Annotated in this window: 23 protein-coding genes; 11 read left to right on the top strand and 12 right to left on the bottom strand. The window is 26.3% G+C overall.

Annotation, left to right across the window (positions count from 1 at the left end; translation table 11 throughout):
• The first annotated feature begins 135 nt into the window (after positions 1-135).
• The 6 genes from KQ44_RS07675 to KQ44_RS07655 all read left to right on the top strand — a co-directional run bounded on the left by KQ44_RS07675 (position 136) and on the right by KQ44_RS07655 (position 7,091).
• On the top strand, positions 136-1,983 hold the full coding sequence (locus KQ44_RS07675; RefSeq protein ID WP_096736916.1) for a methyl-accepting chemotaxis protein: 1,848 nt from the start codon (positions 136-138) through the stop codon (positions 1,981-1,983).
• 443 nt (positions 1,984-2,426) lie between these two features.
• Complete coding sequence (tgt, locus tag KQ44_RS07670; protein ID WP_096736915.1) at positions 2,427-3,548, top strand: tRNA guanosine(34) transglycosylase Tgt; 1,122 nt, start codon at positions 2,427-2,429, stop codon at positions 3,546-3,548.
• An 80-nt stretch (positions 3,549-3,628) separates the two neighbouring features.
• Positions 3,629-3,850 (top strand): tetratricopeptide repeat protein, encoded by a 222-nt coding sequence (locus KQ44_RS14965; RefSeq protein WP_240516541.1) that lies wholly within the window; start codon positions 3,629-3,631, stop codon positions 3,848-3,850.
• A gap of 7 nt (positions 3,851-3,857) precedes the next feature.
• The gene (locus KQ44_RS07665; RefSeq protein WP_240516540.1) at positions 3,858-4,451 is read left to right on the top strand and encodes a hypothetical protein; all 594 of its coding nucleotides are present in this window, start codon (positions 3,858-3,860) and stop codon (positions 4,449-4,451) included.
• Between the two features lie 75 nt (positions 4,452-4,526).
• A complete protein-coding gene (locus KQ44_RS07660) occupies positions 4,527-6,074 on the top strand; it encodes a DUF5312 family protein (protein WP_168171285.1) in 1,548 nt (515 codons plus the stop codon).
• Between the two features lie 12 nt (positions 6,075-6,086).
• A complete protein-coding gene (locus KQ44_RS07655; protein WP_096736913.1) occupies positions 6,087-7,091 on the top strand; it encodes a lysylphosphatidylglycerol synthase transmembrane domain-containing protein in 1,005 nt (334 codons plus the stop codon).
• On the opposite strand, the gene rsmG is transcribed toward KQ44_RS07655, so the two are convergent.
• The 5 genes from rsmG to ispF all read right to left on the bottom strand — a co-directional run bounded on the left by rsmG (position 7,088) and on the right by ispF (position 12,008).
• The gene (rsmG, locus tag KQ44_RS07650) at positions 7,088-7,708 is read right to left on the bottom strand and encodes a 16S rRNA (guanine(527)-N(7))-methyltransferase RsmG (protein ID WP_096736912.1); all 621 of its coding nucleotides are present in this window, start codon (positions 7,706-7,708) and stop codon (positions 7,088-7,090) included. The genes KQ44_RS07655 and rsmG overlap by 4 nt on opposite strands.
• Positions 7,709-7,715: 7 nt before the next feature.
• Entirely contained in the window at positions 7,716-8,438 is a 723-nt protein-coding gene (locus tag KQ44_RS07645; RefSeq protein WP_096736911.1) for a hypothetical protein, read from the bottom strand.
• A 45-nt stretch (positions 8,439-8,483) separates the two neighbouring features.
• Positions 8,484-10,406, bottom strand: coding sequence for a tetratricopeptide repeat protein (locus KQ44_RS07640; protein ID WP_096736910.1), 1,923 nt, complete (start codon positions 10,404-10,406; stop codon positions 8,484-8,486).
• A gap of 117 nt (positions 10,407-10,523) precedes the next feature.
• Complete coding sequence (locus KQ44_RS07635) at positions 10,524-11,516, bottom strand: squalene/phytoene synthase family protein (protein WP_096736909.1); 993 nt, start codon at positions 11,514-11,516, stop codon at positions 10,524-10,526.
• Positions 11,517-11,528: 12 nt separating this feature from the next.
• Positions 11,529-12,008, bottom strand: coding sequence for a 2-C-methyl-D-erythritol 2,4-cyclodiphosphate synthase (ispF, locus tag KQ44_RS07630; protein WP_096736908.1), 480 nt, complete (start codon positions 12,006-12,008; stop codon positions 11,529-11,531).
• A gap of 243 nt (positions 12,009-12,251) precedes the next feature.
• Between ispF and KQ44_RS07625 the strand changes: the two genes are divergently transcribed.
• Positions 12,252-13,433 (top strand): cation:dicarboxylase symporter family transporter, encoded by a 1,182-nt coding sequence (locus KQ44_RS07625; RefSeq protein WP_041749981.1) that lies wholly within the window; start codon positions 12,252-12,254, stop codon positions 13,431-13,433.
• Positions 13,434-14,006: 573 nt separating this feature from the next.
• Positions 14,007-14,705, top strand: coding sequence for a hypothetical protein (locus KQ44_RS07620; protein ID WP_096736907.1), 699 nt, complete (start codon positions 14,007-14,009; stop codon positions 14,703-14,705).
• Between the two features lie 305 nt (positions 14,706-15,010).
• On the opposite strand, the gene KQ44_RS07615 is transcribed toward KQ44_RS07620, so the two are convergent.
• The 6 genes from KQ44_RS07615 to KQ44_RS07585 form a co-directional block, all read right to left on the bottom strand.
• Positions 15,011-15,697 (bottom strand): hypothetical protein, encoded by a 687-nt coding sequence (locus tag KQ44_RS07615; RefSeq protein WP_096736906.1) that lies wholly within the window; start codon positions 15,695-15,697, stop codon positions 15,011-15,013.
• Between the two features lie 248 nt (positions 15,698-15,945).
• Positions 15,946-16,650 carry a hypothetical protein gene (locus KQ44_RS07610; protein WP_096736905.1) on the bottom strand — a complete coding sequence of 235 codons (705 nt, stop codon included), beginning with the start codon at positions 16,648-16,650 and terminating at the stop codon, positions 15,946-15,948.
• Between the two features lie 332 nt (positions 16,651-16,982).
• Positions 16,983-17,660, bottom strand: coding sequence for a hypothetical protein (locus KQ44_RS07605; protein ID WP_096736904.1), 678 nt, complete (start codon positions 17,658-17,660; stop codon positions 16,983-16,985).
• A gap of 399 nt (positions 17,661-18,059) precedes the next feature.
• The gene (locus KQ44_RS07595) at positions 18,060-19,322 is read right to left on the bottom strand and encodes a glycosyltransferase N-terminal domain-containing protein (RefSeq protein ID WP_096736903.1); all 1,263 of its coding nucleotides are present in this window, start codon (positions 19,320-19,322) and stop codon (positions 18,060-18,062) included.
• A 15-nt stretch (positions 19,323-19,337) separates the two neighbouring features.
• Positions 19,338-19,628 carry a hypothetical protein gene (locus KQ44_RS07590; protein WP_205676557.1) on the bottom strand — a complete coding sequence of 97 codons (291 nt, stop codon included), beginning with the start codon at positions 19,626-19,628 and terminating at the stop codon, positions 19,338-19,340.
• A 108-nt stretch (positions 19,629-19,736) separates the two neighbouring features.
• Positions 19,737-20,159: an Rrf2 family transcriptional regulator gene (locus KQ44_RS07585; protein WP_096736902.1), complete on the bottom strand. Its 423-nt coding sequence runs from the start codon at positions 20,157-20,159 to the stop codon at positions 19,737-19,739.
• 157 nt (positions 20,160-20,316) lie between these two features.
• On the opposite strand from KQ44_RS07585, the gene KQ44_RS07580 reads away from it, so the two are divergent.
• From KQ44_RS07580 to KQ44_RS07570, 3 genes are all read left to right on the top strand, one after another.
• A complete protein-coding gene (locus KQ44_RS07580; protein ID WP_096736901.1) occupies positions 20,317-21,090 on the top strand; it encodes a protein-ADP-ribose hydrolase in 774 nt (257 codons plus the stop codon).
• Between the two features lie 15 nt (positions 21,091-21,105).
• Positions 21,106-21,948, top strand: coding sequence for a Sir2 silent information regulator family NAD-dependent deacetylase (locus KQ44_RS07575; protein WP_096736900.1), 843 nt, complete (start codon positions 21,106-21,108; stop codon positions 21,946-21,948).
• A 115-nt stretch (positions 21,949-22,063) separates the two neighbouring features.
• Entirely contained in the window at positions 22,064-22,699 is a 636-nt protein-coding gene (locus tag KQ44_RS07570) for an NAD(P)H-binding protein (protein ID WP_013113196.1), read from the top strand.
• Between the two features lie 323 nt (positions 22,700-23,022).
• On the opposite strand, the gene KQ44_RS07565 is transcribed toward KQ44_RS07570, so the two are convergent.
• Positions 23,023-23,319, bottom strand: a complete 297-nt coding sequence (locus KQ44_RS07565; protein ID WP_240516667.1) for an HAD-IIB family hydrolase — start codon at positions 23,317-23,319, stop codon at positions 23,023-23,025.
• Between the last annotated feature and the right edge of the window lie 142 nt (positions 23,320-23,461).

Raw genomic sequence — 23,461 nt, 5'->3', positions numbered from 1 at the left:
TATATTTCAATGATATTTATTTATAATGTATTATTATACTGAATTATTATTGTAAAAAACTATAACACTTTTTTAAAAAAATAATTATAATTTTATTATGTAAAAATATTTTATTAATTCTGGAGAATATTATATATGAGAAAGTTCCAAAGTCTAAAATTTAAGATGCCGCTTATTATTATTTCTATGGTTACTGTTTTTATTATAGTGTTAATTGTAATAACAGAAATTAAGGCATCTGATAGTATAAAGAATGCTACATACAGCGGATTTAATAATACAGTATTAGGTTATGCTTCATTGATTGATACTTGGTTTAATGATCAGCTTACTATTGCCAGTATATATGGAACATCAGAAGAATTAATAAGATATTTAGAAGTTCGTACTGATGATTTAAAAGCTATTGCTTTAAATAATCTCAAGAAATTCAAATCATTAAATGAATATGCTATTAATATAGGCTTATCTGATAGTAATGGACTTGTATTAATAGATTCAGATAATCAGGATTTAGTAGGACAGAATATGTTTGATATACACCCTGATTTAAGAACAAAAATAAATTCAAGCAGTAAAGGAGTGTTTGGTGAAAATATTACACGTTCTTTGACAACAGGCGGTTGGTCTTTGATTCTGCTTGAAAAAGTGATGAATAATAATAATCAGATTATTGGTTATTTATATATAATATTAGATTGGTCTACTTTGAATAAAACTCATATAGAAAAACTTGTAATAGGCAAAACAGGAAATATGTTTGCTATAGATAAAAATTTAATTATAAAAATACATAGTGATCTGAAAAATATTAATGGAGCTGCCCCAACTGTCTATAGAGATGCTTTTAATAAAAATAACGGCATACTAAGTTATGAATTTGATGGATCCAAAAGGGTAGGTTCATATACCACATTGAAATCTCAGCCTTGGGTATTGGGAGTATCAATGACTGAAATGGAAATATATGAGGCCAATAGAGTTCTTATGCAAATGATGATAATTATCTCTATTATTGCTATAGTAGTTATATCACTCTTTATTTCAGCATTTATACGTTCAATAACAGCACCTTTAAATATATTAGTAGGTTTAGCTAAAGAGATAGCAGAAGGTGATTTGAGAACTACAAAACAAAAAATAAAACGTAAAGATGAACTTGGAGAGTTATCTAATGCATTTGTAGCTATGAGAATAAAACTTGTAGAGACTATAAGAGTAGTTGTAGAGTCTGCTAATAATATAACTATGGCTGCTAAAGAATTATCAGAACAAAATACTGATTTGGCTCATAGAACTGAAAGTCAGGCTGCAAGCATTGAAGAAACATCTGCATCTATGGCTGAAATTTCATCAACTATCAAGGATTCTGCCGATAAATCTATAAATGGAAGTAAGATGATATTAGAATCAAAAACTTCTGTAGAGAATGCAGGAGATATTATTGCAGAAACAACTTCAAATATAGAAGAAGTTCATGAGGCTAGTTCTAAAATTAAAGATATTACAAAAATTATTGAAGATATAGCATTTCAAACTAATATATTGGCCCTTAATGCTTCAGTAGAGGCGGCACGTGCTGGAGAACAGGGTAAAGGTTTTGCTGTTGTTGCTAGCGAAGTAAGAAACTTGGCTCAAACTACTCAAACTTCAGTAAAAAGCATTACAGATTTGATAGAAAATGTTTATGAAAAAATAGATAAAGCAACAGGTACAGCAAGAGAATCACAGGAAATATTTATAGATATACAAAATAAAATAGAAGATGCTTCAAAAATTATGGAAGGTATAAGTCAGAGTGCAGTTGAGCAGCAAAATGGAATAGATCAGATAAAGATTGCTGTCAATGAAATGGATTCTACAACACAGAAAAATGCTGCTTTAGTAGAAGAGGCAACTGCTTCTGCTGAATTATTGTTTGCTCAGTCTGAGGAATTAATGGCAGCAGTAAATGTATTCCAGCTTCCAGACGGTAGTAGATAAATAAATTATAAAAATAAAGATTACAAGAGCTTTGCATATTTTATGGGATGCAGAGCTCTTTTATTATATTTAGTATATGATATAATTGTATTACATGTATGAGGAATGTTTTATAATTATATAAATGTGATAAAAATAATATAATATAGTTTATAATTTATAAAGAAAAATATTTTGTAAAATAAATTGATAAACCTAAAACAGCTTCTTTTATATATATTTATAATAAACTATTTTTACATATATAGTTAATTTCGTCTATATGTGTATACGATTTAAGTGTCTAAAAAATAGAACATATTTCTAAAAGACAATTAAGATAATATTTTTGTTGTATATATTTATTTGGAGGCTTTATAAGCTCCATTTTTTATATAATAAAATTTGATATTTATTTATTTTCGTATAAAATAACATTTAAATATTTGAAATAAAGGTATAGTATGTCATTTTCTTTTAATGTATTAAAAACGAGTTCTGAAACTTCTGCTAGATTAGGAAAAATTGAAATAAACGGTATAGAAATAGATACGCCAGTTTTTATGCCTGTAGGTACAAAAGCTACTGTTAAAGCTTTAACTCCTCTTATGATAGAAGAAACAGAAAGTAAAATAATACTTGCTAACACATATCATTTGGTATTAAAGCCCGGACTTGAGGTATTAAAGAAATTTGGCGGCGTAAAAAAATTTATGGCTTGGAAAGGGGCTATGCTTACAGACTCTGGCGGGTTTCAGGTATTTTCGCTTGCTAAATTAAGAAATATTAATAATGACGGTGTTGAGTTCAGCTCTCATATTGACGGCTCTAAATATCTTTTCACCCCTAGAAGTGTGATGGAAGCAGAACATATTATAGGAGCAGACTTTATAATGTGTCTTGATGAATGTTCAAAGTACGATGCTTCGTATGAATATGCTAAAGAGGCAATGCTTAGAACTCATAAATGGGCTAAAGAATGTAAAGACTATCATGACAGCACCCCAAACAGTGAATATCAGTATCTTGGAGGAATTATACAAGGCGGTATGTTTGATGATTTAAGAAAAGAGAGTGCTGAAACTTTAGTAAATATGGATTTTCCTTTTTATTCAATAGGTGGACTTTCTGTTGGTGAAACACCTGAAAAAATGCATGATGTACTTTCTAAAGTAATGCTTTATACAGATAAAAATAAGCCGCGTTATTTAATGGGGGTTAGTGAGCCTCGTGATATACTTAACGCTGTTATGGAAGGTATAGATATGTTTGACTGTGTTATGCCTACTAGAAATGCAAGAAATGGAGAAGCATTTACTATGAATGGTATTGTTAGGATAAGAAACTCCAAATACAGAACAGATGATACAGCTCTTGAGGATAAATGCGATTGTTATACCTGCCGTAATTTCTCTAAAGCATATCTTAATCATTTGGATAAGGTACATGAAATACTGTTTTCTACGCTTATGACCATACATAATGTTAGGTTTATGCAGAGATTTATGAAAGATTTAAGAAGTTCTATTGAAAATAATAAATTTGCCGATTATAGAAAGGATATGATGTTAAAATTTTATGAATAATTGATTAATAATTGTTTTACATATATTATAAATTATTGTATTATATACATTATTATAAAAATAATTTAGTGAGTTTGTTTATGGCTAGTAAATATGCTAAGCAGTTAAATAAGTATAACGCTATTTTAGAGAAAAAGCCTAACGATCCGTATATTTTATCTATTTTGGCTAGAATTGCTCTTAAAGAAGCTAGACTTAAAGATGCTGAAGAGTATTATAACTCAATTTTATTAAAATCTCCAGATTATCCAGAAGCATTGTATATGACTGCTTTTTTAAATATGAAAAAAAAATCAATATGATGCTGCTTTGAGTTATTTTCATAAACTTATCGAAATTGGTAAAGAAAATGCTTTTGTATATGAATATATGGCTGTTATGGATTCAGAAAATAGGAAATATTATTTGGAAAGGGCATTAGAGTTATCAAGAAATACAAAAATAAGACCTAAAGATTATAAAAGATGCTCATATATAGCTTTTCAGTCATTTGCTTGGAGAGAATATGATATAGCTTTAGAATATGCTAATTTTGCATACGATGCTAAGCCTACAAATGATATAATTAATTTGCTTGGATGCATATATCATCATAATGAGGATTATGATAAGGCTCTTTCTCTTTTTCATGAAGTTAATGCCAATTATGAAGGACTTAATCCTTATGTGTTATGCAATATATCTTCCTGTTATAAGAAAAAAAATAGTAATAAAATGGCAATAAGATATTTAGAAAAGGCTTTAGATGTTGATAAGAATAACAAATTAGTATATTATAGTATAGGTTTGATACATGCGGCTACTGGAAATAAAAAACTTGCTATAGAAAATTTTGAAAAGTCTTTGGAAATAGATAATAATTATGAAGAGGCTAGAAATGCTTTAAATTCTATTAAAGAATAGGCGTTTTTTAATAATAAAATTTGTAAAAATAACTTTAAATATTAGTTAATTTAGTATATTATATGATATCTAAAAATTGAAAAATATGAATGGGGTAGTGTAACAGTGAATTTTTTTGATTATATTAAGTACAATTTATTTAACATAAGAACACCCGAATTAGTAGAAAAGATGCGTATGGAAGAATATTCGGACAGAATATCAAAGCAGAAATATGATTTTGTAGATTTGAAAACCAAAGCTCTTACAGTTACTTGTGCTAAATTTATATTTGAAATGTATAAGGTTATTGGTCCTTTGCTTGCACCTCTAAAAGAAGAGTTTATAGTAAAAGATGGCAAACAGTTTTCGTATTATTTGATAGAGTTCTCTTTCAGCAGCGAAATTAAAGAAATATATTCAACTTTAAATAGAGATTATATGCTTGCTAAAATACAGGAGGGAAATAATCCTAATTCAGTATTCAATGAAGTAAAAAATAATTTTGTGCAGTTTAAAAAATATATAAGCGGTGAAAGCGGAAAAGAAATAAATTTGACTTTTAATATTCTAAAAGACTTTGCTCAGCTTTCAAATTTCGATTTCTTTTTATTTTTAAGAGCTTTCTGTCCTTCATTTGTAGATGGTGCTTATAGTTCTAATCCTCAGTTTAAGCCTAGTTCGAATATGCAGATAGTTGATGACTTAGTAAAATTAGATTATGCTGTTAGTTCTATAGTAATAAGAAAAGAGCTTTTATCTGCTTTAAATGTTTTTCAGCAGTATTTAGGTGTTCCTGCTATGCCTGAAAAAAATATTAAATCTTTTCTTGCAAGGGTAAAATATTTGCAGACTCCTAATCTTCTTCATGATATCATAGTATATTTGCTTAAAGATTTTACATACAAATGCACTGTAAGTCCTTCAAATGTGAATATATTTGTGAACTATATTACAGACTTTACTAATAATCTTAAAAAAGATATGGACAGTATAGTTGCTGATATAAAGAGCAGTAAAATAGCTGGAATGCGTAATAAAATGTTCAGCGGTATAGAAATATTAAAACTATCAAATGTTAATGAAGAGAAAAATGAACAGCTAGAAAAATTTGACTGCCCTATATTTACTTGTGTAGAGCCGCTTCAATATATAAAGACTTTTATTATAGAGATGTTTGATATAGATTATAAAGATCCGCTTAATGATATGTTTTTGGGAGCTGAATTTGTTCATAAAGATAGAAATTCATTAGGACTAGATGCTTTTTATATATTAAATGATGCAAGGGAAGTTATACAAAAATTTGATACTACATTAAGTCCAGAATCTGAAAATTTTAAGCGTCTTAAAGGCTGGATTATATCAAAAAATAAGGCTAATGCAAATAGAGATTTAATAGAAACTATGGTTAATAAAATAGATGCTGAAGGAAATAAAATAATTCTTAGTGTTTATAATGCTGTTATAGATTTAACTACTATAGTAAAAAATATACTTGAAGACTGTGCTAATGGTACAAAAGTAGAAATAAGCAATGCAAACAAAATTCAGTATTTGCCTAAATTTAATTTAGATATTGCAAAACATATGCTTAATGATTTTGATAACTTCATTGCTCTTATGAAAAATTTTGTTAGATAATGGATATTTTTAATGAATAAAACACATAAAACTATTATACAGGTTATAGCAGGCATTGTTATTAGTATAGCATGTCTATATTTTGCTTTTAGAGGCATTAATATAAAAGAATCATTAGAAGTAGTAAAAAATATTAATGTTTTGTATTTTGTTATTTCTCTTATATTAAGTGTTGTTATAATAGCATTAAGAGGCTTAAGATGGGAATGTTTTATACCTCTAAAGAAGCCTATAAAGAAAAGAACTGTTGTTATGGCTACGTATATAGGATATATGGCAAATAATATACTTCCTGCAAAACTTGGAGAGGTAGTACGTGCTTATATATTGGGGGTTAAAGAGGATGTAAGTAAATCTGCATTGATAGCATCAGTTGTTACTGAAAGGTTATTTGATGTTATAACAGGAGGAGTTATACTGTGTCTTTCTGTTATATTTATCCCTAATCTTCCTTCAACTGTCACATATGCAGCTATCGCTTTATTTGTTTTATCTATAGTTGGTTTTTTGGTATTAATATTTTTGGTGTGGAAACGTGATTTTGCTCATAAGGTATTTCATAAAGTATTTGGTATACTTCCAAAAAATATTGGAGATAAACTTATATTATTTTCATGCAATTTTATAGATGGTATAGGTTTTAAGAATGATGCTAAACATATATTTTTAATATTTTTCTATACTATCATTTATCTTATAGGTCAGATATTTACCATAAGTTTTCTTCTTATGGCTTTTGATATTAAGGCTTCTCCTATAATAGCATTATTTGTATTTGCTGTAGGAGGTTTTGGTTTTGCCGTTCCTTCTGCCCCTTCTGGAATAGGACCTTTTGAATGGGCTATTATATTTGGTCTTTCTTTAATAGGTGTGGATAGAACTGTTGCTGCTCCTTATGCTCTTGTTTATCATATGATGGGAATAGTACCTATAGTTATTATTGGTTTTATATTCTTATTTATGCTTGGGGTAGACTTGAAGACTGCTGCTAAAGGTGATAATAACGAAACAAATTAAGAGATAATTAATATATGTCGTTCTTTCTCTTTCTTTAGTAACTTTATTATTTCTATATTATATTTATTTTTTTGAATATTAGAGAGTTCCTCTTCTATCTTTTCTATTTTGCCTTTATATAGTATTAGATTGGAGTTTTTATTTCTTTTTAGTTTATTAAAAATTTTTATAAGTGCAGATATATCAGAGAAAGCTCTTGAAGTTACCGTATCATATTTTTCTTTTATCTCATAAGCATTGATACATTTTATTTCTATATTGTTTAATTCTAATTCTTTTTTTGCAAGTCTTAAAAATTCGCACTTTTTATTTTTGGATTCGCATAATGTGAACTTTTTATTATTATAGATAATAGCAAGCGGTATAGACGGAAGTCCTCCTCCGCTTCCTATATCTATTATATTATCATAGTCCTGAAATATATTTAATGCTAAAAGACTGTCTGCTATATGATCATTAAAAAAATCTTCTATAGTTTTAGCCCCTGTAATATTAACATTTTTATTATAATCCATTACAAGATTTGCATATTTCAAAAGTTTATTTTTATTTTCTTCAGTTATTTGTATACTTGTAACAGAGCTTATATTTTCAAGTACAGAATTATAATCAAACATTATTTTATTACCAGCCTAGTTTTTTAGCATCTTGTTTTGCCTTATCGCCTGCTGATACATTTGTAATATTGTATCTTATCTCTCTTTTATCAGTTTTGCTTTTCATAATAAACTCCTGAGGGTAGGGTATATTATTAACTGTGGTATAAGAGCCTAATTGTACATCAATAACATTATCCATAAAAGCAGTAGAAAAACTTCTTACTCTGTATGAGCTTGCTGAAAAAACTATTGTATCTACTCTGTCTATATATCCTATTTGTAAGGTATGCCAATTTTTACCGAGCGTAATATTGCTGCTTACTATTTTTTTTGATAAGTCTATAAATTTATAATCTAGTATATCAGCATAAACTTTTGGAAAACGCATGATAGGAGCTTCTAAGGCAAACTCATCAAAATTTCTTTTTAAAGGAGTTTCTGATTCAGGTAAATCTAATGTAAGACTATTATTATTAACTTCAGCATCAAATATAAGGCTTCCTAAAAGCCCGTCTGTAACATTCATATATTTATTATTGCTGTTTTTATAATAATTAACAAGCATAGGCATTTGGTCTAAATCATCTCCGCTGTAAAATGCTCCTCCTGATGAATATATAGATGTAAAAGGAGATTTTGAGAATCTGTTAAAAGCCTCTTTCATTATATCTTTTTCATTTTGAGCAAATAAAGTAACCGACGAAACTAATATCAATATTATTAAAAAAATAGTATTTTTATTTATCATTATTTGTAAATCCTCTTTCTAAAAATTATATATGATAAAACCTATTTAATTATTCTCAGTTAAACTTTTTATTTTCTCTTTTATTCTATTTTCATCATAATCAAATTCTTTTTCATAAGATGATATAGATTTTCTATAGTATTTAAGAGCATTTTTATAATCATTTTTAGCGTAATAAGTATCTGCTATATGGGCGTATATTTCAGCTTTAGAGCCTTCATCTATATATAATAATGCCTTTAATAAAGTTCTTAAAGCATTATCATAATCTCCTTTTTTGTAGTAGGCTACTCCCAAAGTATCTATATAGTGAGGAGATTTTGGTTCTAACGATACAGCATTTTTTGAAAGACTTATTGCTCTGTCCAAATCCTCGCCTAAATCAGTTAATGCCCAAGACAGACTGTTTATATTTTCTGCTGAGTTTGTATCTAATGAATATTTGTAATTAGCATATAGTAATGCTGAATCTTTATTTTCTGCTGCTAATGCTGTTACATATGGAATATTTATCCTGTAATCATTTGTATTTGATTTGTTATTAGAAAAATATTCAAAGTCTTCATTTAAATATTTAATAGTATTTTCATTGTCTTTATTAATAAATGAGGCATATGCTTTTAAATAGCTAAATGAATATTGTGTTTTTTCATATTTTTCAGCAGCACTTATTGCTAAGTTAGCCTCTCCTATATCGCTTGCTGTTAATACCAATGATACTAATTCATTTTCTTTTATATTTTTATTATCCAAAGATAAATATTTTTCTATCATTTCTTTAGCTGATTTATAATTATTTTGGTTTTTAAACTCCAATGCGGCTTGAAGATATAAGTTATTAAATTTTCCGCTTTTATCATAGCTTAATAAATTGTCTATATGTTTAGGTAAAGCATCTATATTTTTTATCATAAGATAGAATGATATTATATCCATTTCTGATTTTATTTTATCATCTATACTTCCAGTTTCACTTATCATTTTATAATATGTTTGTATAATATCTAAATCTATTTCTCTTCTGTCTAAATCAGTTTCTATCATATTCAAAGCATTGCTGTATCCATTAGTTTCTGCTTCTATAATTATTGATAATATTTTAGGAGTATTAGGGTATGAAGGATCTATTTCATCAAATAATTCATTATTATATTTATCAGCCATAAAACTTAAATATGCACTTAAAAATAAAGCATCATCAATAAGCATGCTGTTGGAATATGCTTTATTATATTTTTCTAATGCCTGATAGCTTTTTACTACCGCATAAGAAGCACTGTATTCATCACTAGGAGCTAACTGAACATTTTGAAGTTTATTTAATCTTGATACAGCATTATTAAATTTGCTTAAATAAAATTCGCTCATACCATAATAAAAATTATAATACTGCATATAATTATTGCTTGCTCTGTTATTTTCATTTACTTTATTAAAATAATATACAGCCTGTTCAAATTCTCTTTTTTGATAGTATGTAAAACCTAATAATATTAATGCATCATTATTTGACTGATCTATTTCATAAGCAGTCTGCAGATAGTATCTTGCTTTATCTATATTGTTTATTACAAAAATATTTCTTTCAGCTGCTTTAACTAACAGTTCTGTATCTTCAGGATTATTCAAAACTAAATTATCATAAATTTTTGAACTTTGATAATATTCTCCCAAAGCTTCATGCGTTTCTGCTAATGTTATATATATATCTTTATTTTGAACATATTTAAGAACTTCTAAAAGTATTACTTTGGCACTTTCCAAGTCTTTAATGGTTTCTGCTGTTGCAGTTTTAGAGGCTAATGCTCTTTCTTTATAATACAAAGCTAAACTATAAGCTGCTTTTGCTTCTTCTTCATTTCTTATATACTGTGCACCTTCATACACATTTTTTTCATTAGTTTGGGCAAATGATATACCAGCTGCCATACTAAAAATTAGCAATACAATACTAATAAGTCTAAACATACTACTCATAACTCCAGAATTTTTTAAGTTTACATAATTTTAATATATATCGGCATTTATATCAATATACAAAATATGTATATATTTTAAGAGGGTATATAAAGAGATGATTTATAATTATTCTTCTTCTTTAGTTTTTTCTTCAGTTTCTTTAGCAAATGCCTTTTCAATCAAATCTTCTAATTTTTTATTGGTATAAAAATCAGCTTTTACTTTGGCTGCTATTTCTAAAGTAGTTTTTCTAGGTATTTTTATAGTTTCGCCCATAAATATATTATAATTATTTTTCATAAGTTTTATGGTTTCATATCCCATAAGTGTTGTAAGAAGGCAGAAATGCCTGTAGCCTAAAGATTTTTTTTCTATAGTCATTATGTATTCTATAGAGTTTTTAAACTCATTCATAGCTGATTTTATCATTTGACTTAAAATTTCCATAGATTTATCCATATAAGCACCGTCTTCAAAATATGGAGCTGGATTTTCATTATCAAATAATGTTAAAGGCCAGAACACTCTTTTTTCTTTATAATCAATTTTTGCATCTTTTATAATATTTACTTTTTGTAGGAATCTTCCTAAACTTTTTGCTTTTTCTCTGTCTAGTTCCAAATTATCAAGCATTTTTACAAGCTCTGTAAGATAAACTCCTACAGTACCTGCTACATAATAACAGTAATCATCTAAATCTTCAAATGTAGATATAGTGTGATCCTGATAATATACCATTCCGTATCCCATTTCTCTTAAATAGGATACAGACATGTTTTTTATTTCCTGTTTAAAAGCAAAAAATGCCTTTAATACAACTTCTATATTTTCTATTAATATTTTATCATTTTCATTGATAGTATGATCTATAACTACCTTTTTAAAATTTTCCAAATTATCAGTATTTTCTGATTTTAATATGTTTATAAATCCAGTTATTAATGTTTCTTTATCCTGTACTGTATGGCTTGAATCTTCTATAGTATCTATTATTCTTGCAAGTAAGTACTGAACTTCTACCTTATTTTTTTTATTTTTATCTAGTAAAGGTATAGTTAAAGCAAAACTTCTCGAAACAAGGTCTAGTAAATATTTATTATTAATTTTTGCAGCAGCCATATATTATCTTTCCTAAAACTTTATTTTTTCTAATAAACATACACAATGAACAGCAATGGCTTCTCCTCTTCCTACAGAGTCCATCTTTTCATTTGTTTTTGCTTTTATTGAAATATTTTCTATATCAGTTGATAGTAATTTAGATAGGTTTTCTCTCATTATATCTATATAATTTCTTAGTTTTGGTTTTTCCAAAATTATTGTAATATCTATATTGCCAATATTATAGTTTTTTTCTTTCATTATAGAAACAGTTTCTTTTAATAAAATGACTGAAGATATATCTTTATATTTTTCATCATTATCAGGAAAATGACTTCCTATGTCTCCAATAGCTAATGCTCCAAATATAGAATCTATCACCGCATGAATAACTGCATCAGCATCAGAATGACCTTTAAGTCCTAATTCATATGGTATTTCAATGCCTGCTAATATTAGTTTACGATTTTCAGTAAGTATATGCAAATCGTAACCATGACCTATTTTCATTTTATTAATTTCCTATTTTATTTTTATGTATAAATTATACAAAAATAGATTAATTTGTCAAACTATTTTATGTGCCTATAATATTAAATTATATGTTTTATTATATGTATAATATGTATTATTAAACCTATCTTATATATAATCTATACATTAAAAAAAATTAAATTTTACATGTATACATTGAATGCATAGAAAAAATTTATATAATACTATGTATAGAAAAAAAAATACGGAGCAGAACAGATGAAAAAAATAGGTCTCTTACCTAGAATTATTATAGGTATAATTTTAGGTATATTAGTTGGTATGTTTCTTCCAGCACCTATAGTGAGAATATTTGTGACTATAAGTGCTATATTCAGTTTATTTTTAAACTTTATTATACCTTTGATGGTAGTAACATTTATAGGTTATGGTATTGCTAATTTAACGGAGGGAGCTCCTAAATTAATAGGTATTACAGTTATTATATCATATGCTTCTACATTGATAGCAGGAAGTATAGCATTTTTTGTAGCTTCAAATTTATTCCCTACACTTTTGGGTTCAGCCACTTTGAGCAATATAAAATTGGAATCTGGTTTGGAAAGTTATTTTACTATACCTTTGAAGCCTCTATTTGATGTTACATCAGCTGTAATATTTGCTTTTATATTAGGTATAGGAATTACTTTATTAAGACCTAAAGGACAGGGGGCAGAATTATTTTCTATAGTAAAAGATTCTGAAGAGGTTATACAAACTATATTAAAAAATATCATTATTCCTATACTCCCTCTTCATATTTTGGGTACATTTGCTAATTTAGCATATGCAGGAAGCATACAGCATATTATAGTGATATTTGCTAAAGTATTTGTTGTTGTTATTATTCTTCATTTGCTTTATATAACTGCTTTATTTATAATTTCAGGTATTATAGGAAAGAAATCTCCTTTAATGCTTATAAAAAATCAAATACCTCCTTACTTTACAGCTATAGGTACTCAAAGCAGTGCGGCTACTATACCTGTTAGTTTGATAGCAGCAGAGAAAAACGGAGTATCCGAACAAATCAGAAAATTTGTAATACCTCTTTGTGCTACTATACACTTGGCAGGCTCTATGATAACTATTACATGCTGTTCTACTGCTGTTATATTAATATTGGGACAAAATCCTACATACAGTTCAATACTTCCTTTTATACTTATGTTAGGAATTGCTATGGTAGCTGCTCCAGGTGCTCCGGGCGGTGCTATAATGAGTGCTTTGCCTTTCCTTTATATGGTTGGAATTACTGGAGAAGAATTACAAGGATTAATGATAGCATTATATCTAACTCAGGACTCATTCGGTACTGCTGCTAATGTTTCTGGAGATAATGCTATTGCTGTATTTGTTGATTGGTATTATCAAAATAAAGTAAAAAAAGATGCTGCTTGATTTTATTATTTAAATTAAAATGATGATATATAAAGAGATGGTTTTTTAAGTTTTAAAAAAGCTGTCTCTTTTTATTATTAATTACATTTATCTAATTATTACTTGAATATAAATGTAATTAATATTTTAGTATATACCTAAACAACTATAGTTGGTTAAAAAATAAATTTTTAAATTTTAGTTTTGTATAACTAGCTATGCGAAGCACACAGTCATGTCCAGTTATTTTGTGACGCCAAAGCAGTCTATGGCAAAAAAGTTGATAATTCTGTATAATGTGTATCAGTTTACAAAATAAAATTGTTCCAGTATATATTTTATATATTCATATACTTTAATTATAAAAAAAGAGAGAAATTTCGAAAACTATGAATAAATACAACTATATAGTATAGTCAAATTATATATTTTCATATTGACTTTTATATTAAAAAACTTTATATTACGGCTAGGTTTATAAAAATTTTATGGAATTAATTTATGCAATATCTGAACATTTATTTTTCTTTTCAATTTCTTAAAAAATAAATATTTTAAATTATTACTCAATTCTATTAGTCTTAAGGGAAAAATATGAAAAAAAGTATTATACTAATCACTCTATTTATAATGACATCAGCATTAGCATATTCTCATAATTTTGTAATGAGTTTGTATATTCCGTTAGCGGGAAGCCGTCCTAGTTTTTATCAAAATGGTATTTTATCAGACTATTTAACAGAACAGGCAGAATCTGCATTTGAAGTAGGAGTTATATTTCAGCCATCAATTTATTTCACGATAAACAAATTACATTATATAGTATTAGGAGTAGATTTCGGCTGGTATAGAGATACTTTTAAATTTCAAGACTTTACACATGAATTTGATAGTATTATTACAGGACTTAGTCTTGAATGGAAGCCTTCAATATTCCAAATAGGTATAGGAGGTGGTGTTAAGTTTACTTTATCTGGTAAATATTCTGTAGGATACAATTATACATTATTAGATTACAAGGCTTTATCATCAAGATTTAATAATCTAGTTATACCTTATATAAAACTTTATACTGGTGTAAATTTCTTTTTAGTAAGTTTATCATTCTATGCTAATTTTGATCTGCCAACCATACAAATAAAAGATAATTTAGCCTCATTAGGCGGAGGATATAGATATCCTATTGAATTAACTTCAGTTGATCTAGGTGTTCAGATTGGTTTACATTTACCTACTATAGAATTTGGTAAAAACAATGATTATTATGATATTAGAAATAGAATTAAGAGATAGTGGATACAAATTTTACGCAGTTAATTTAATATTTATTATTTTATAATTTTTAAATTTGTCAGCTGGATACACTTTATATAGAATCGTCAACTTTTTTGTACTGGTTTATTCAAAAGTTTTTACCAAAGGACGCTTTACTGGTGTACAGCATTAAAAATAACTTTGGCACGACAGTGAAGCCAAGCAAATATTTTTTATTAATAAAATTAATTTTTGACAAATTATAGTTGTTTGTGTATATACCAAAATGCTATAAAATTTTTTTCAATTATTATGATTTCGCTAATAAATAGTAAAATTATATGTTATATTCCATTCTCTCCAAATTCGAATATATCTAAATGTAAACCTATTTGAGCACCTATATCAACAGAAGCTAATTTTCCGATATATTTATATCCTTCACCTAATGATGCTAAGTTATCTTTTATCTGATAATATGGTATATCAAAATTAACATAGAGTGATAAACTTACAACAACCAAATTTATACCTGTATAAAGTCTTACATAAGGTATAATCGTATTATTAAATCTGCTGTATAAGTCTCCTCCGCTTAATTTTATACCGTTGTTGTTTTCCAAGTATGCACCAGAAAGAGGAAATTTAACACCGCCTCCTACACCTATTTGGAATATTAAAGGACGCCATTCTAAATTAATTCCAGTCATAATACTGTCAAATTGATGTGTAAAGTTTTTTGTGCTAGTTTGAAATTGAAAGGTATCTCTATACCAGCCAAAATCCAAACCTAAAGATATATAATTATAGCTTGTTGAACTTATTGTAAAATTCACTCTAGGCTGAAATATTACTCCCATTTCAAATGCTGATTTTGGACTTAATGATGAAGTTTTATATAAATTATCATTTTGATATAGACTAGGAATACTTCCTCCCAATGGAATGTAAAGACCTAAACCTAAAGAGTGAGAGTAGGCTAATACAGATGTCATCATAAGTAAGCTAATTAGTATAATAATTTTTTTCATTTTTTTTCCTTAAAAAATTAAAATGTTGTAATAATTTATAATAATTCTTTTTGAAAAAAATTGGGAGTTAATAAATGAATAAATTAAAAAGAGAAATAAATTACTTTTTAAATATGCATATATTAATTCCATAAAACTTTTATAAACCTAGTATCAGTATAAAGTTTTTGATATAAAAGTCAATATAAAAAATATATGATTTTATTATACTATATAGCTGTATTTATGTTTTTTTGATAAAGATTTAATTATATAAATATAAGTTCTTCTCTTTCATTTTTTCCAAATTGGAATATATCTAAATGTATACCAAACTGAACACCTATATCAATAGAAAATAACTTACCTGGATATTTATAGCCTTCACCTAATGAAGATAAATTATCTTTTATTTGTATATTTGCTATATCGAAATTAGCATATAATGATAAACTTAGAACAAGCAAATTTATGCCTGTATAAAGTCTTATATATGGTATTAGAGGATTTTTAAATCTTGCTGAAACATTTCCTCCATTTAATGCTGTATCGTTGTCTCCAATCCAATATTTACCTGTAAAAGGAAATTTAACACCTCCTCCTATACCTACTTGGAATATTAAAGGACGCCATTCAAAATTAATTCCAGTCATAAGACTGTCAAATTCATGTGTAAAATCTTGATAATCATATTGAAATTTGAATGTATCTCTATACCAGCCTACATCTAAACCTATAGAAATATGATGAATGCCTTTTTTATCTGCTTGAAAACTAACTCTAGGCTGAAATATAACACCTATCTCGAATGCACTATGCGGAGATAATGTTATATTTGGATTAGCATTATCATTTTGATAAAGGCTAGGAATACTTCCTCCTAATGGAATATAAAGTCCTAATCCTAAAGAGTTGGAGTATGCTATAGTTGATGTCATTATCAATATGGTGATTAGTATAATACTTTTTTTCATATTTTTCCTCAAAACCTATAAAATTGTGTGAGATAGAATAATTTAGAATATTTACTTTTAAAAAATTGTGATTTAATAAATTGAAAATACAAATAAATGACTTTTTTAATATTGCCTAAATTAATTCCATAAAACTTTTATAAACCTAGTATTAGTATAAAGCTTTTAATATAAAAGTCAATATAAAATATATAATTGTACAGTATATTGGTATTTATAATTTTTTAAACTTTATCTTTTTATAATGAAAGTATTAAAAAAGGGGATACATAAAAATATACCCCCAAAAATTTTTTTCAATTATAGTGATTTATTTAATAAAATTTAATCTATTAATTATTTTCTCCAAAATTAAATATATCGAAATGAAGCCCTATTTGAGCACCTATATCAACAGAACCTAATTTTCCGGGGTAACTATATCCTTCGCCTAATGAAGCTAAGTTATCTTTTATTTGCATAGTTGGAATATCAAAATTAACATATAATGCTAAACTTACAAGATATAAATCTATACCTGTATAAAGTCTTACATAAGGTATAACAGGATTATTAAATCTTGCTGAGAAACTTCCTCCGCTTAATGCTACCTTATTATTTCCTTCCTTATATTTACCTGTAAAAGGAAATTTAACACCGCCGCCTATGCCCAATAGAAATATAGAAGGACTCCATTTAAAATTAATCCCTGTCATAACAGTATCAAATTCATGTGTAAAGTTTTGAGAATCAGTTTGAAATTTAAATGTATCTCTATACCAACCTACATCTACACCTATAGATATCCTGTTATATTCATCTATCTCAAAATTAACTCTAGGATTAAATATAACTCCAACTTCAAATGCTGATTTTGGACTTAATGATAAAGTTGGATTTAGATTATCGCTTTGATAGAGACTAGGAATACTTCCTCCTAATGGAATATAAAGACCTATGCCTAAAGAGTGTGAATAGGCTAATGCCGATGTCATCATAAGCAAACTGATTAGTATAATGTTCTTTTTCATATTTTTTCTCCTTTTTTCAAACTATAAATAGTAATGTTTGGGTATAAAATAATTATGAAATTGTATAAACAGTATTGATTGTATTATATTAAATATATTGATTTGATTTGATTTGATTTGATTTGATTTGATTTGATTTGATTTGATTTGATTTGATTTGATTTGATTTGATTTGATTTGATTTGATTTGATTTGATTTGATTTGATTTGATTTGATTTGATTTGATTTGATTTGATTTGATTTGATTTGATTTGATTTGATTTGATTTGATTTGATTTGATTTGATTTGATTTGATTTGATTTGATTGTTTCTTTTAATAAATTTCATTTTATTTCATAACCTCTAGGAGCATTATAAATATTTTTGTATAAAAGTCAATATCAAATATAAGTTTTTATTATACAATACCTTGGTATTTATCTATAATAGAGAGAGTTTTTTTAGAAGCTCCGTTATTTTGTATAAGTAAATTATACGCTTTTTCTGCCAGATTATTTTTAAGCTCTTCATTCTCATATGCTTCTTGTATGATATCAGCTAATTTTTCTTTATCCTCGCATGTAAATACAGCTTCTTTCATATACTCGTAAATTTCTATGAAGTTGTACATGTACTTTCCAACTATAACCGCCTTTTTGAAATAAATTGCCTCTAATATATTGTGTCCGCCCATAGTACCCATAAATGTGCCGCCCATTATAACCAAGTCAGAAAGTTTATACCAATTTAATAATTCTCCTATAGTGTTTATAATAATTCCATCTTCTGAACTTTTTTCATAATCAGTATAAAGAGGCAAATCGTAATTTAATCTTACAGCAAGTTTTTGTATATCTTCTCCTCTTTTTATATCTCTTGGAACTATTACAATATATACTTTATCTTTTAGATTAAGTTTATCTATTGCTTTTAATATTAATTCTTCTTCTCCTGCATGTGTGCTTCCAGCTGTTATTACGAATTTATTTACAGGTATAGTGTTTTCTAGTTCATCTATCTTTTTTTCATCGGCATGATATGTTATATCATATTTTAAATTTCCAGTAACTGTTATAAGTCCTTCAGGCATTCCTATAGTAATCATATTTTCTTTATCTATATTACTTTGTGCCAAGATTTTTGTGTACATATTGAAATATGGCTTAAAAAAGAATTTGAAATTTTTATATCCTTTTAATTCTTTTTTTCCTATTCTTCCATTAATCATATATAATGGTATAAGTTTTTTATAAAGAGTATATATAAGAGTAGGCCATATTTCTATCTCTGCTATCATAACATATTCTGGAGATATTAGATTAATAAGTTTATTAATCATATGAGGATAATCTAATGTAAGATAAAAAAGCTCTACTTTATCACCATAATTCTTTTTTGCTATATCATATCCGCCTACAGTAGTAGTTGATAGATAAACATTATATCCTCTTTCTATTAAAGTAAATACTATTTCCCTTACAGCTACTATTTCGCCTACACTTACAGCATGTATCCAGACAGCATTTTTATTGTTTTCTTTAGGATATATAAAGCCAAGTCTTGATAAAGCACCTTTTCTAATAGGCTTATTAAATATCATCATAATAAAAAATGATATAAATATAAAAGGGTATAAGATATACCCCAAAATAGTATATATGCACATTAAAATTTTCTGCATTAAAAAACCTATTAATTAAAAAATAGCAATAACAGTTAATATAATAATTACCATATACATAAAAAAAGAAATTAAGGCTTTTACAATAGCATGCTGCTTCCTGGTACCCCATTCACATCTGAAAGATACAATAATAAATGAGGCAAATAATAATATTTCTATGGCATTAATTATAATAAAAATAGCACTGTATATACCAGTTTTTATATTATTATGTTCAACAATATAAAAAGCTGCTATAGGGAAAAGCATAAGTATAGAGGCATTAACTAATTTATGTATTAAAATATATTTATTAATATTCATAATATAGATTATACTAAATAAATATATTATGTCAATTAATTGCTAAATCAATTTTGATAATTTTTTAAGTAAAATATTAGTATGTTTGAAATGATTTATAATTTCATATTACTTAGTTTGTAAGCTTTTATAAATATCTTTTAAAGTAGTTTTTTTAAGTTCTTTTTCCATAGCATGCTGAACATTATCCAGTTTTGGCTGAAGTATATCATTAATTCTATTTCCAACAGGACATTTTTTATTTGGATTTTCATGAAAGCTGAAAAGTTTTCCTTCATCTAGGCTTTCTACAGCATTAAATATATCTAGCAATGTAATATTTTCTGTTTTTTTATTTAGACTTATTCCTCCAGTTCCTCTTTTTACCGTGATAATATCCGCTTTTTGAAGCTGTATTAATATATTTCTTATAATAACAGGATTCACTTGAACACTTTCTGATATGAAATTTGATGTTATTTTTTCATCTTTAAACTCTAATATGCAAAGCAGTGTATGAACCGCTATTGTAAATCTTGAACTAATCTTCATTAAATTATCCTTAAAATTATTAAAAAATTATAATATATTTATTTTCTTAATGCAAATAAAAAATTAAATAAATGAATTTAAATTTAGTTGTAATACTTGACATTACAACTAAAGTGTAGTATTATTGTAATAATTATAGTTACAATTAGGAGTAAATATGAATAAATTATTATTTTTAATAGACTATCTTATTAAAGAAGGCAATTATGAATATAATAAAGAACTAGAAAATGCATTAAAAGAAAATAATGAAGAAGTAATGTATAACTATTTCAGATATTTAATGAATATAAGACTCCCAAACAATATAAGCGAAGAATATCTTAAAATAGAAGATGAATATTTACAAGAGAGATTAAAAAATAAAATAATAACAAATATAGAGGATATAAAACCTATAAGAGATAATTTATATTTATGGCAGGGAGACATAACAACATTAAATATAGATGCTGTAGTTAATGCTGCCAATTCTTCTATGCTTGGCTGTTTTATTCCACTTCATAAATGCATAGATAATGCCATACATAGTGCTTCTGGTACTAGATTAAGATTATGCATAAATAATATAATGAAAGGAAAAACTGAGGATACTGGAAAATGTATAATAACTAAAGCATTTAATTTACCAAGCAGATATATACTTCACACAGTAGGACCTATAATACAGAACAGTGTTTCAAAAAAAGATGAAGAGCTTTTATACAACTGTTATAAATCATGTTTAGAAATGGCAAAAGATAATAATATAAAAAGCATAGCATTTTGCTGTATATCTACAGGAGAGTTTAGGTTTCCAAATAAGGAGGCTTCTCAGATAGCGGTAAATGCTGTGAAAGATTTTTTATATAATACTAAATATGATATAAAGATAGTATTTAATGTATTTAAAGATTTGGATTATAAACTTTATTATAATATTTTAAAATAATTAGGAGAATTATAAATGAATGATAAGTTAGAATTAATAAAAAAATTAAAATTAAGTATAGAAAAATCAGATTATATATTGATAGGTGCAGGAGCAGGACTTTCTGTTTCGGCAGGATTTTCTTATGACGGGGAGAGATTCGATAAATATTTTAGTGAATATAAATATAAGTATGGCTTAACTGATATGTATAGTGCAGGATTTTATAATTATCCTACTTTAGAAGATTTTTGGGGATATTTTTCACTTTTTGTATATCTTAATAGATATGATATACCAGCAGATGAAACTCATTTAAACCTATTAGAAATAGTAAAAAATAAAAATTATTTTGTTATTACTACTAATGTTGACGGAAGATTTGAAGAGGCAAAATTTGATAAAGAAAAATTATTTAAAGTTCAGGGAGACTATTCTCTTTTTCAATGTTCTGTTCCATGCCGACAAGAAACTTTTTATAATGAAAAACAAATAAGAGAAATGGTAAAGTCAAGAAAAGATTTAAAAATACCAAAAGAACTTATACCAAAATGTCCTCATTGCGGTAAAAATATGACAATGAACTTAAGATGCGATAATACTTTTGTACAAGATGATAATTGGTATCATTCTATGGATAGATATAAAAAAATCTTAGATGAAGCAAAAAATAAAAATATATTATTTTTAGAATTAGGGGTAGGTTATAATACACCTGCTATAATAAAATATTCTTTTTGGGATATGGCTTTAAAAAATGAAAACTCTATTTATGCATCTGTAAATTTAAATGATTCATATGCACCTGATAATTTGAAAGAACGCTCTATATGTATAAATGATGATATATCTAAAGTTTTAAAATATATAAAAAGTTAAAAAATTTAGTTGTAATACTTGACATTACAACTAAATCATGTTATTATAATTGTAATAATAGCTATTACAACTCTTTAATTAAAGAAAATATTTTATATAAAAAAGGAGAATTAAAATGAAAATTGCAATAATAGCAGCAAACGGAAGAGCCGGAAAATTAATCATGAATGAGGCATTAGAAAGAGGGCTAGATGTTACAGCCATAGTAAGAGATAAAACAAAAATAAATAATTCAAAAGCAAAAGTTATAGAAAAAGATTTATTCGATTTGACAAAAGATGATTTGAAAGAATTCGATACTGTAGTAAGTGCATTCGGAGTGTGGGAGGAAAAAGAACTTGATAAGCATTCATTAGTTATGGAGCATTTATGTAAAATACTAGCCAATACCAATATTAGATTGATGGTAATAGGAGGTGCTTCAAGTTTATATGTAAACAAAGAGCATACTATGATATTAAAAGATACTCCTGATTTTCCAGATATTTTTATGGGTGTAGCTGTAAGCTCTATCAAGGCATTTGATATATTAAAAAGTAAAAAAGATGTTTTATGGACGTATATATCTCCTTCTGCTGATTTCCAAGCTGACGGAGAAAAAACAGGACAATATAATATAGGACATAATGAATTACTTTTTAATTCTAAAGGTGAAAGTGCTATAAGTTATGCTGATTATGCTATAGCTTTTGTTGATGAGATACAAAATAAAAAATATTTAAATCAGCAAATAACATTCTGTTCTAAATAATAATTATTAAAAAATATAGAAGTTAATAGAATATTATTTTTATCTATTAACTTCTATTATTTTAACTTCTATTATTAATATATATTAGATTTGTTTCAAAAGTACTTGAGAAAACTAATTATGACAAATAAAATTATTTTGTATATGTATACTTTTAGTATTTTTTATACTAAAAATTTTCATATATAAATTAAACCATAATCTTAGTTTAGCTACACTATATTATTTATTTTTATTATCTTATTAATGATAATATTTATAAAAAACTAAAAATTGAAAATATAATTATTTATGGATAATATATTTTCTAATTTTTATTTATATCAATAAAATAAATCACTCAAAAACTTTCCAACCCCATTTTCTTCATTAGAAAGCGTAATATAATCAGACTTTTGTTTTACATTTTCTTCAGCATTTCCCATAGCAACACCTATACCAGCATATTCTATCATTTCTATATCGTTAAAATTATCTCCAAAAGCAATAGTATCTTTTATATCTATTTTTTTTATTTCACATATTTTCTTTAATCCATTTCCTTTATTTGCTTCTTTATTTATAGCTTCTAAAAATAAATCACCTGAAAAACAAGTGTGAACACAGTTTAATGAATCAATTTCTTTTTTAATTTTTCTAAAATATCTCTTTGTCCTAATATAAGTATTTTATCAAAATTATAGTTATCAGTATTTTCAAGACCTACTACTACATTAACAGTTTTTTCAATTTGTACATATGATTTTATAGGAAAATCCTCTT

Origin of the sequence: Brachyspira sp. G79, from assembly GCF_002379365.1 — a bacterium.
Classification (GTDB): Bacteria; Spirochaetota; Brachyspiria; order Brachyspirales; family Brachyspiraceae; genus Brachyspira.
Note: the sequence above shows the minus strand (reverse complement) of the source record. Positions and strands in the feature narration are given on the sequence as shown.

Bases quoted from the DNA above. Each gene is read 5' to 3' on its own strand.
- KQ44_RS07625 (WP_041749981.1), top strand. From the start codon at position 12,252: ATGAAAAAAATAGGTCTCTTACCTAGAATTATTATAGGTATAATTTTA.
- KQ44_RS07610 (WP_096736905.1), bottom strand. From the start codon at position 16,650: ATGAAAAAAAGTATTATACTAATCACCATATTGATAATGACATCAACT.
- KQ44_RS07595 (WP_096736903.1), bottom strand. From the start codon at position 19,322: ATGCAGAAAATTTTAATGTGCATATATACTATTTTGGGGTATATCTTA.
- KQ44_RS07590 (WP_205676557.1), bottom strand. From the start codon at position 19,628: ATGAATATTAATAAATATATTTTAATACATAAATTAGTTAATGCCTCT.
- rsmG (WP_096736912.1), bottom strand. From the start codon at position 7,708: ATGTTTGATTATAATTCTGTACTTGAAAATATAAGCTCTGTTACAAGT.
- KQ44_RS07575 (WP_096736900.1), top strand. From the start codon at position 21,106: ATGAATGATAAGTTAGAATTAATAAAAAAATTAAAATTAAGTATAGAA.
- KQ44_RS07640 (WP_096736910.1), bottom strand. From the start codon at position 10,406: ATGTTTAGACTTATTAGTATTGTATTGCTAATTTTTAGTATGGCAGCT.
- KQ44_RS14965 (WP_240516541.1), top strand. From the start codon at position 3,629: ATGGCTAGTAAATATGCTAAGCAGTTAAATAAGTATAACGCTATTTTA.
- KQ44_RS07655 (WP_096736913.1), top strand. From the start codon at position 6,087: ATGAATAAAACACATAAAACTATTATACAGGTTATAGCAGGCATTGTT.
- tgt (WP_096736915.1), top strand. From the start codon at position 2,427: ATGTCATTTTCTTTTAATGTATTAAAAACGAGTTCTGAAACTTCTGCT.
- KQ44_RS07620 (WP_096736907.1), top strand. From the start codon at position 14,007: ATGAAAAAAAGTATTATACTAATCACTCTATTTATAATGACATCAGCA.
- KQ44_RS07605 (WP_096736904.1), bottom strand. From the start codon at position 17,660: ATGAAAAAGAACATTATACTAATCAGTTTGCTTATGATGACATCGGCA.
- KQ44_RS07580 (WP_096736901.1), top strand. From the start codon at position 20,317: ATGAATAAATTATTATTTTTAATAGACTATCTTATTAAAGAAGGCAAT.
- KQ44_RS07570 (WP_013113196.1), top strand. From the start codon at position 22,064: ATGAAAATTGCAATAATAGCAGCAAACGGAAGAGCCGGAAAATTAATC.
- KQ44_RS07635 (WP_096736909.1), bottom strand. From the start codon at position 11,516: ATGGCTGCTGCAAAAATTAATAATAAATATTTACTAGACCTTGTTTCG.
- KQ44_RS07585 (WP_096736902.1), bottom strand. From the start codon at position 20,159: ATGAAGATTAGTTCAAGATTTACAATAGCGGTTCATACACTGCTTTGC.
- KQ44_RS07675 (WP_096736916.1), top strand. From the start codon at position 136: ATGAGAAAGTTCCAAAGTCTAAAATTTAAGATGCCGCTTATTATTATT.
- ispF (WP_096736908.1), bottom strand. From the start codon at position 12,008: ATGAAAATAGGTCATGGTTACGATTTGCATATACTTACTGAAAATCGT.
- KQ44_RS07645 (WP_096736911.1), bottom strand. From the start codon at position 8,438: ATGATAAATAAAAATACTATTTTTTTAATAATATTGATATTAGTTTCG.
- KQ44_RS07615 (WP_096736906.1), bottom strand. From the start codon at position 15,697: ATGAAAAAAATTATTATACTAATTAGCTTACTTATGATGACATCTGTA.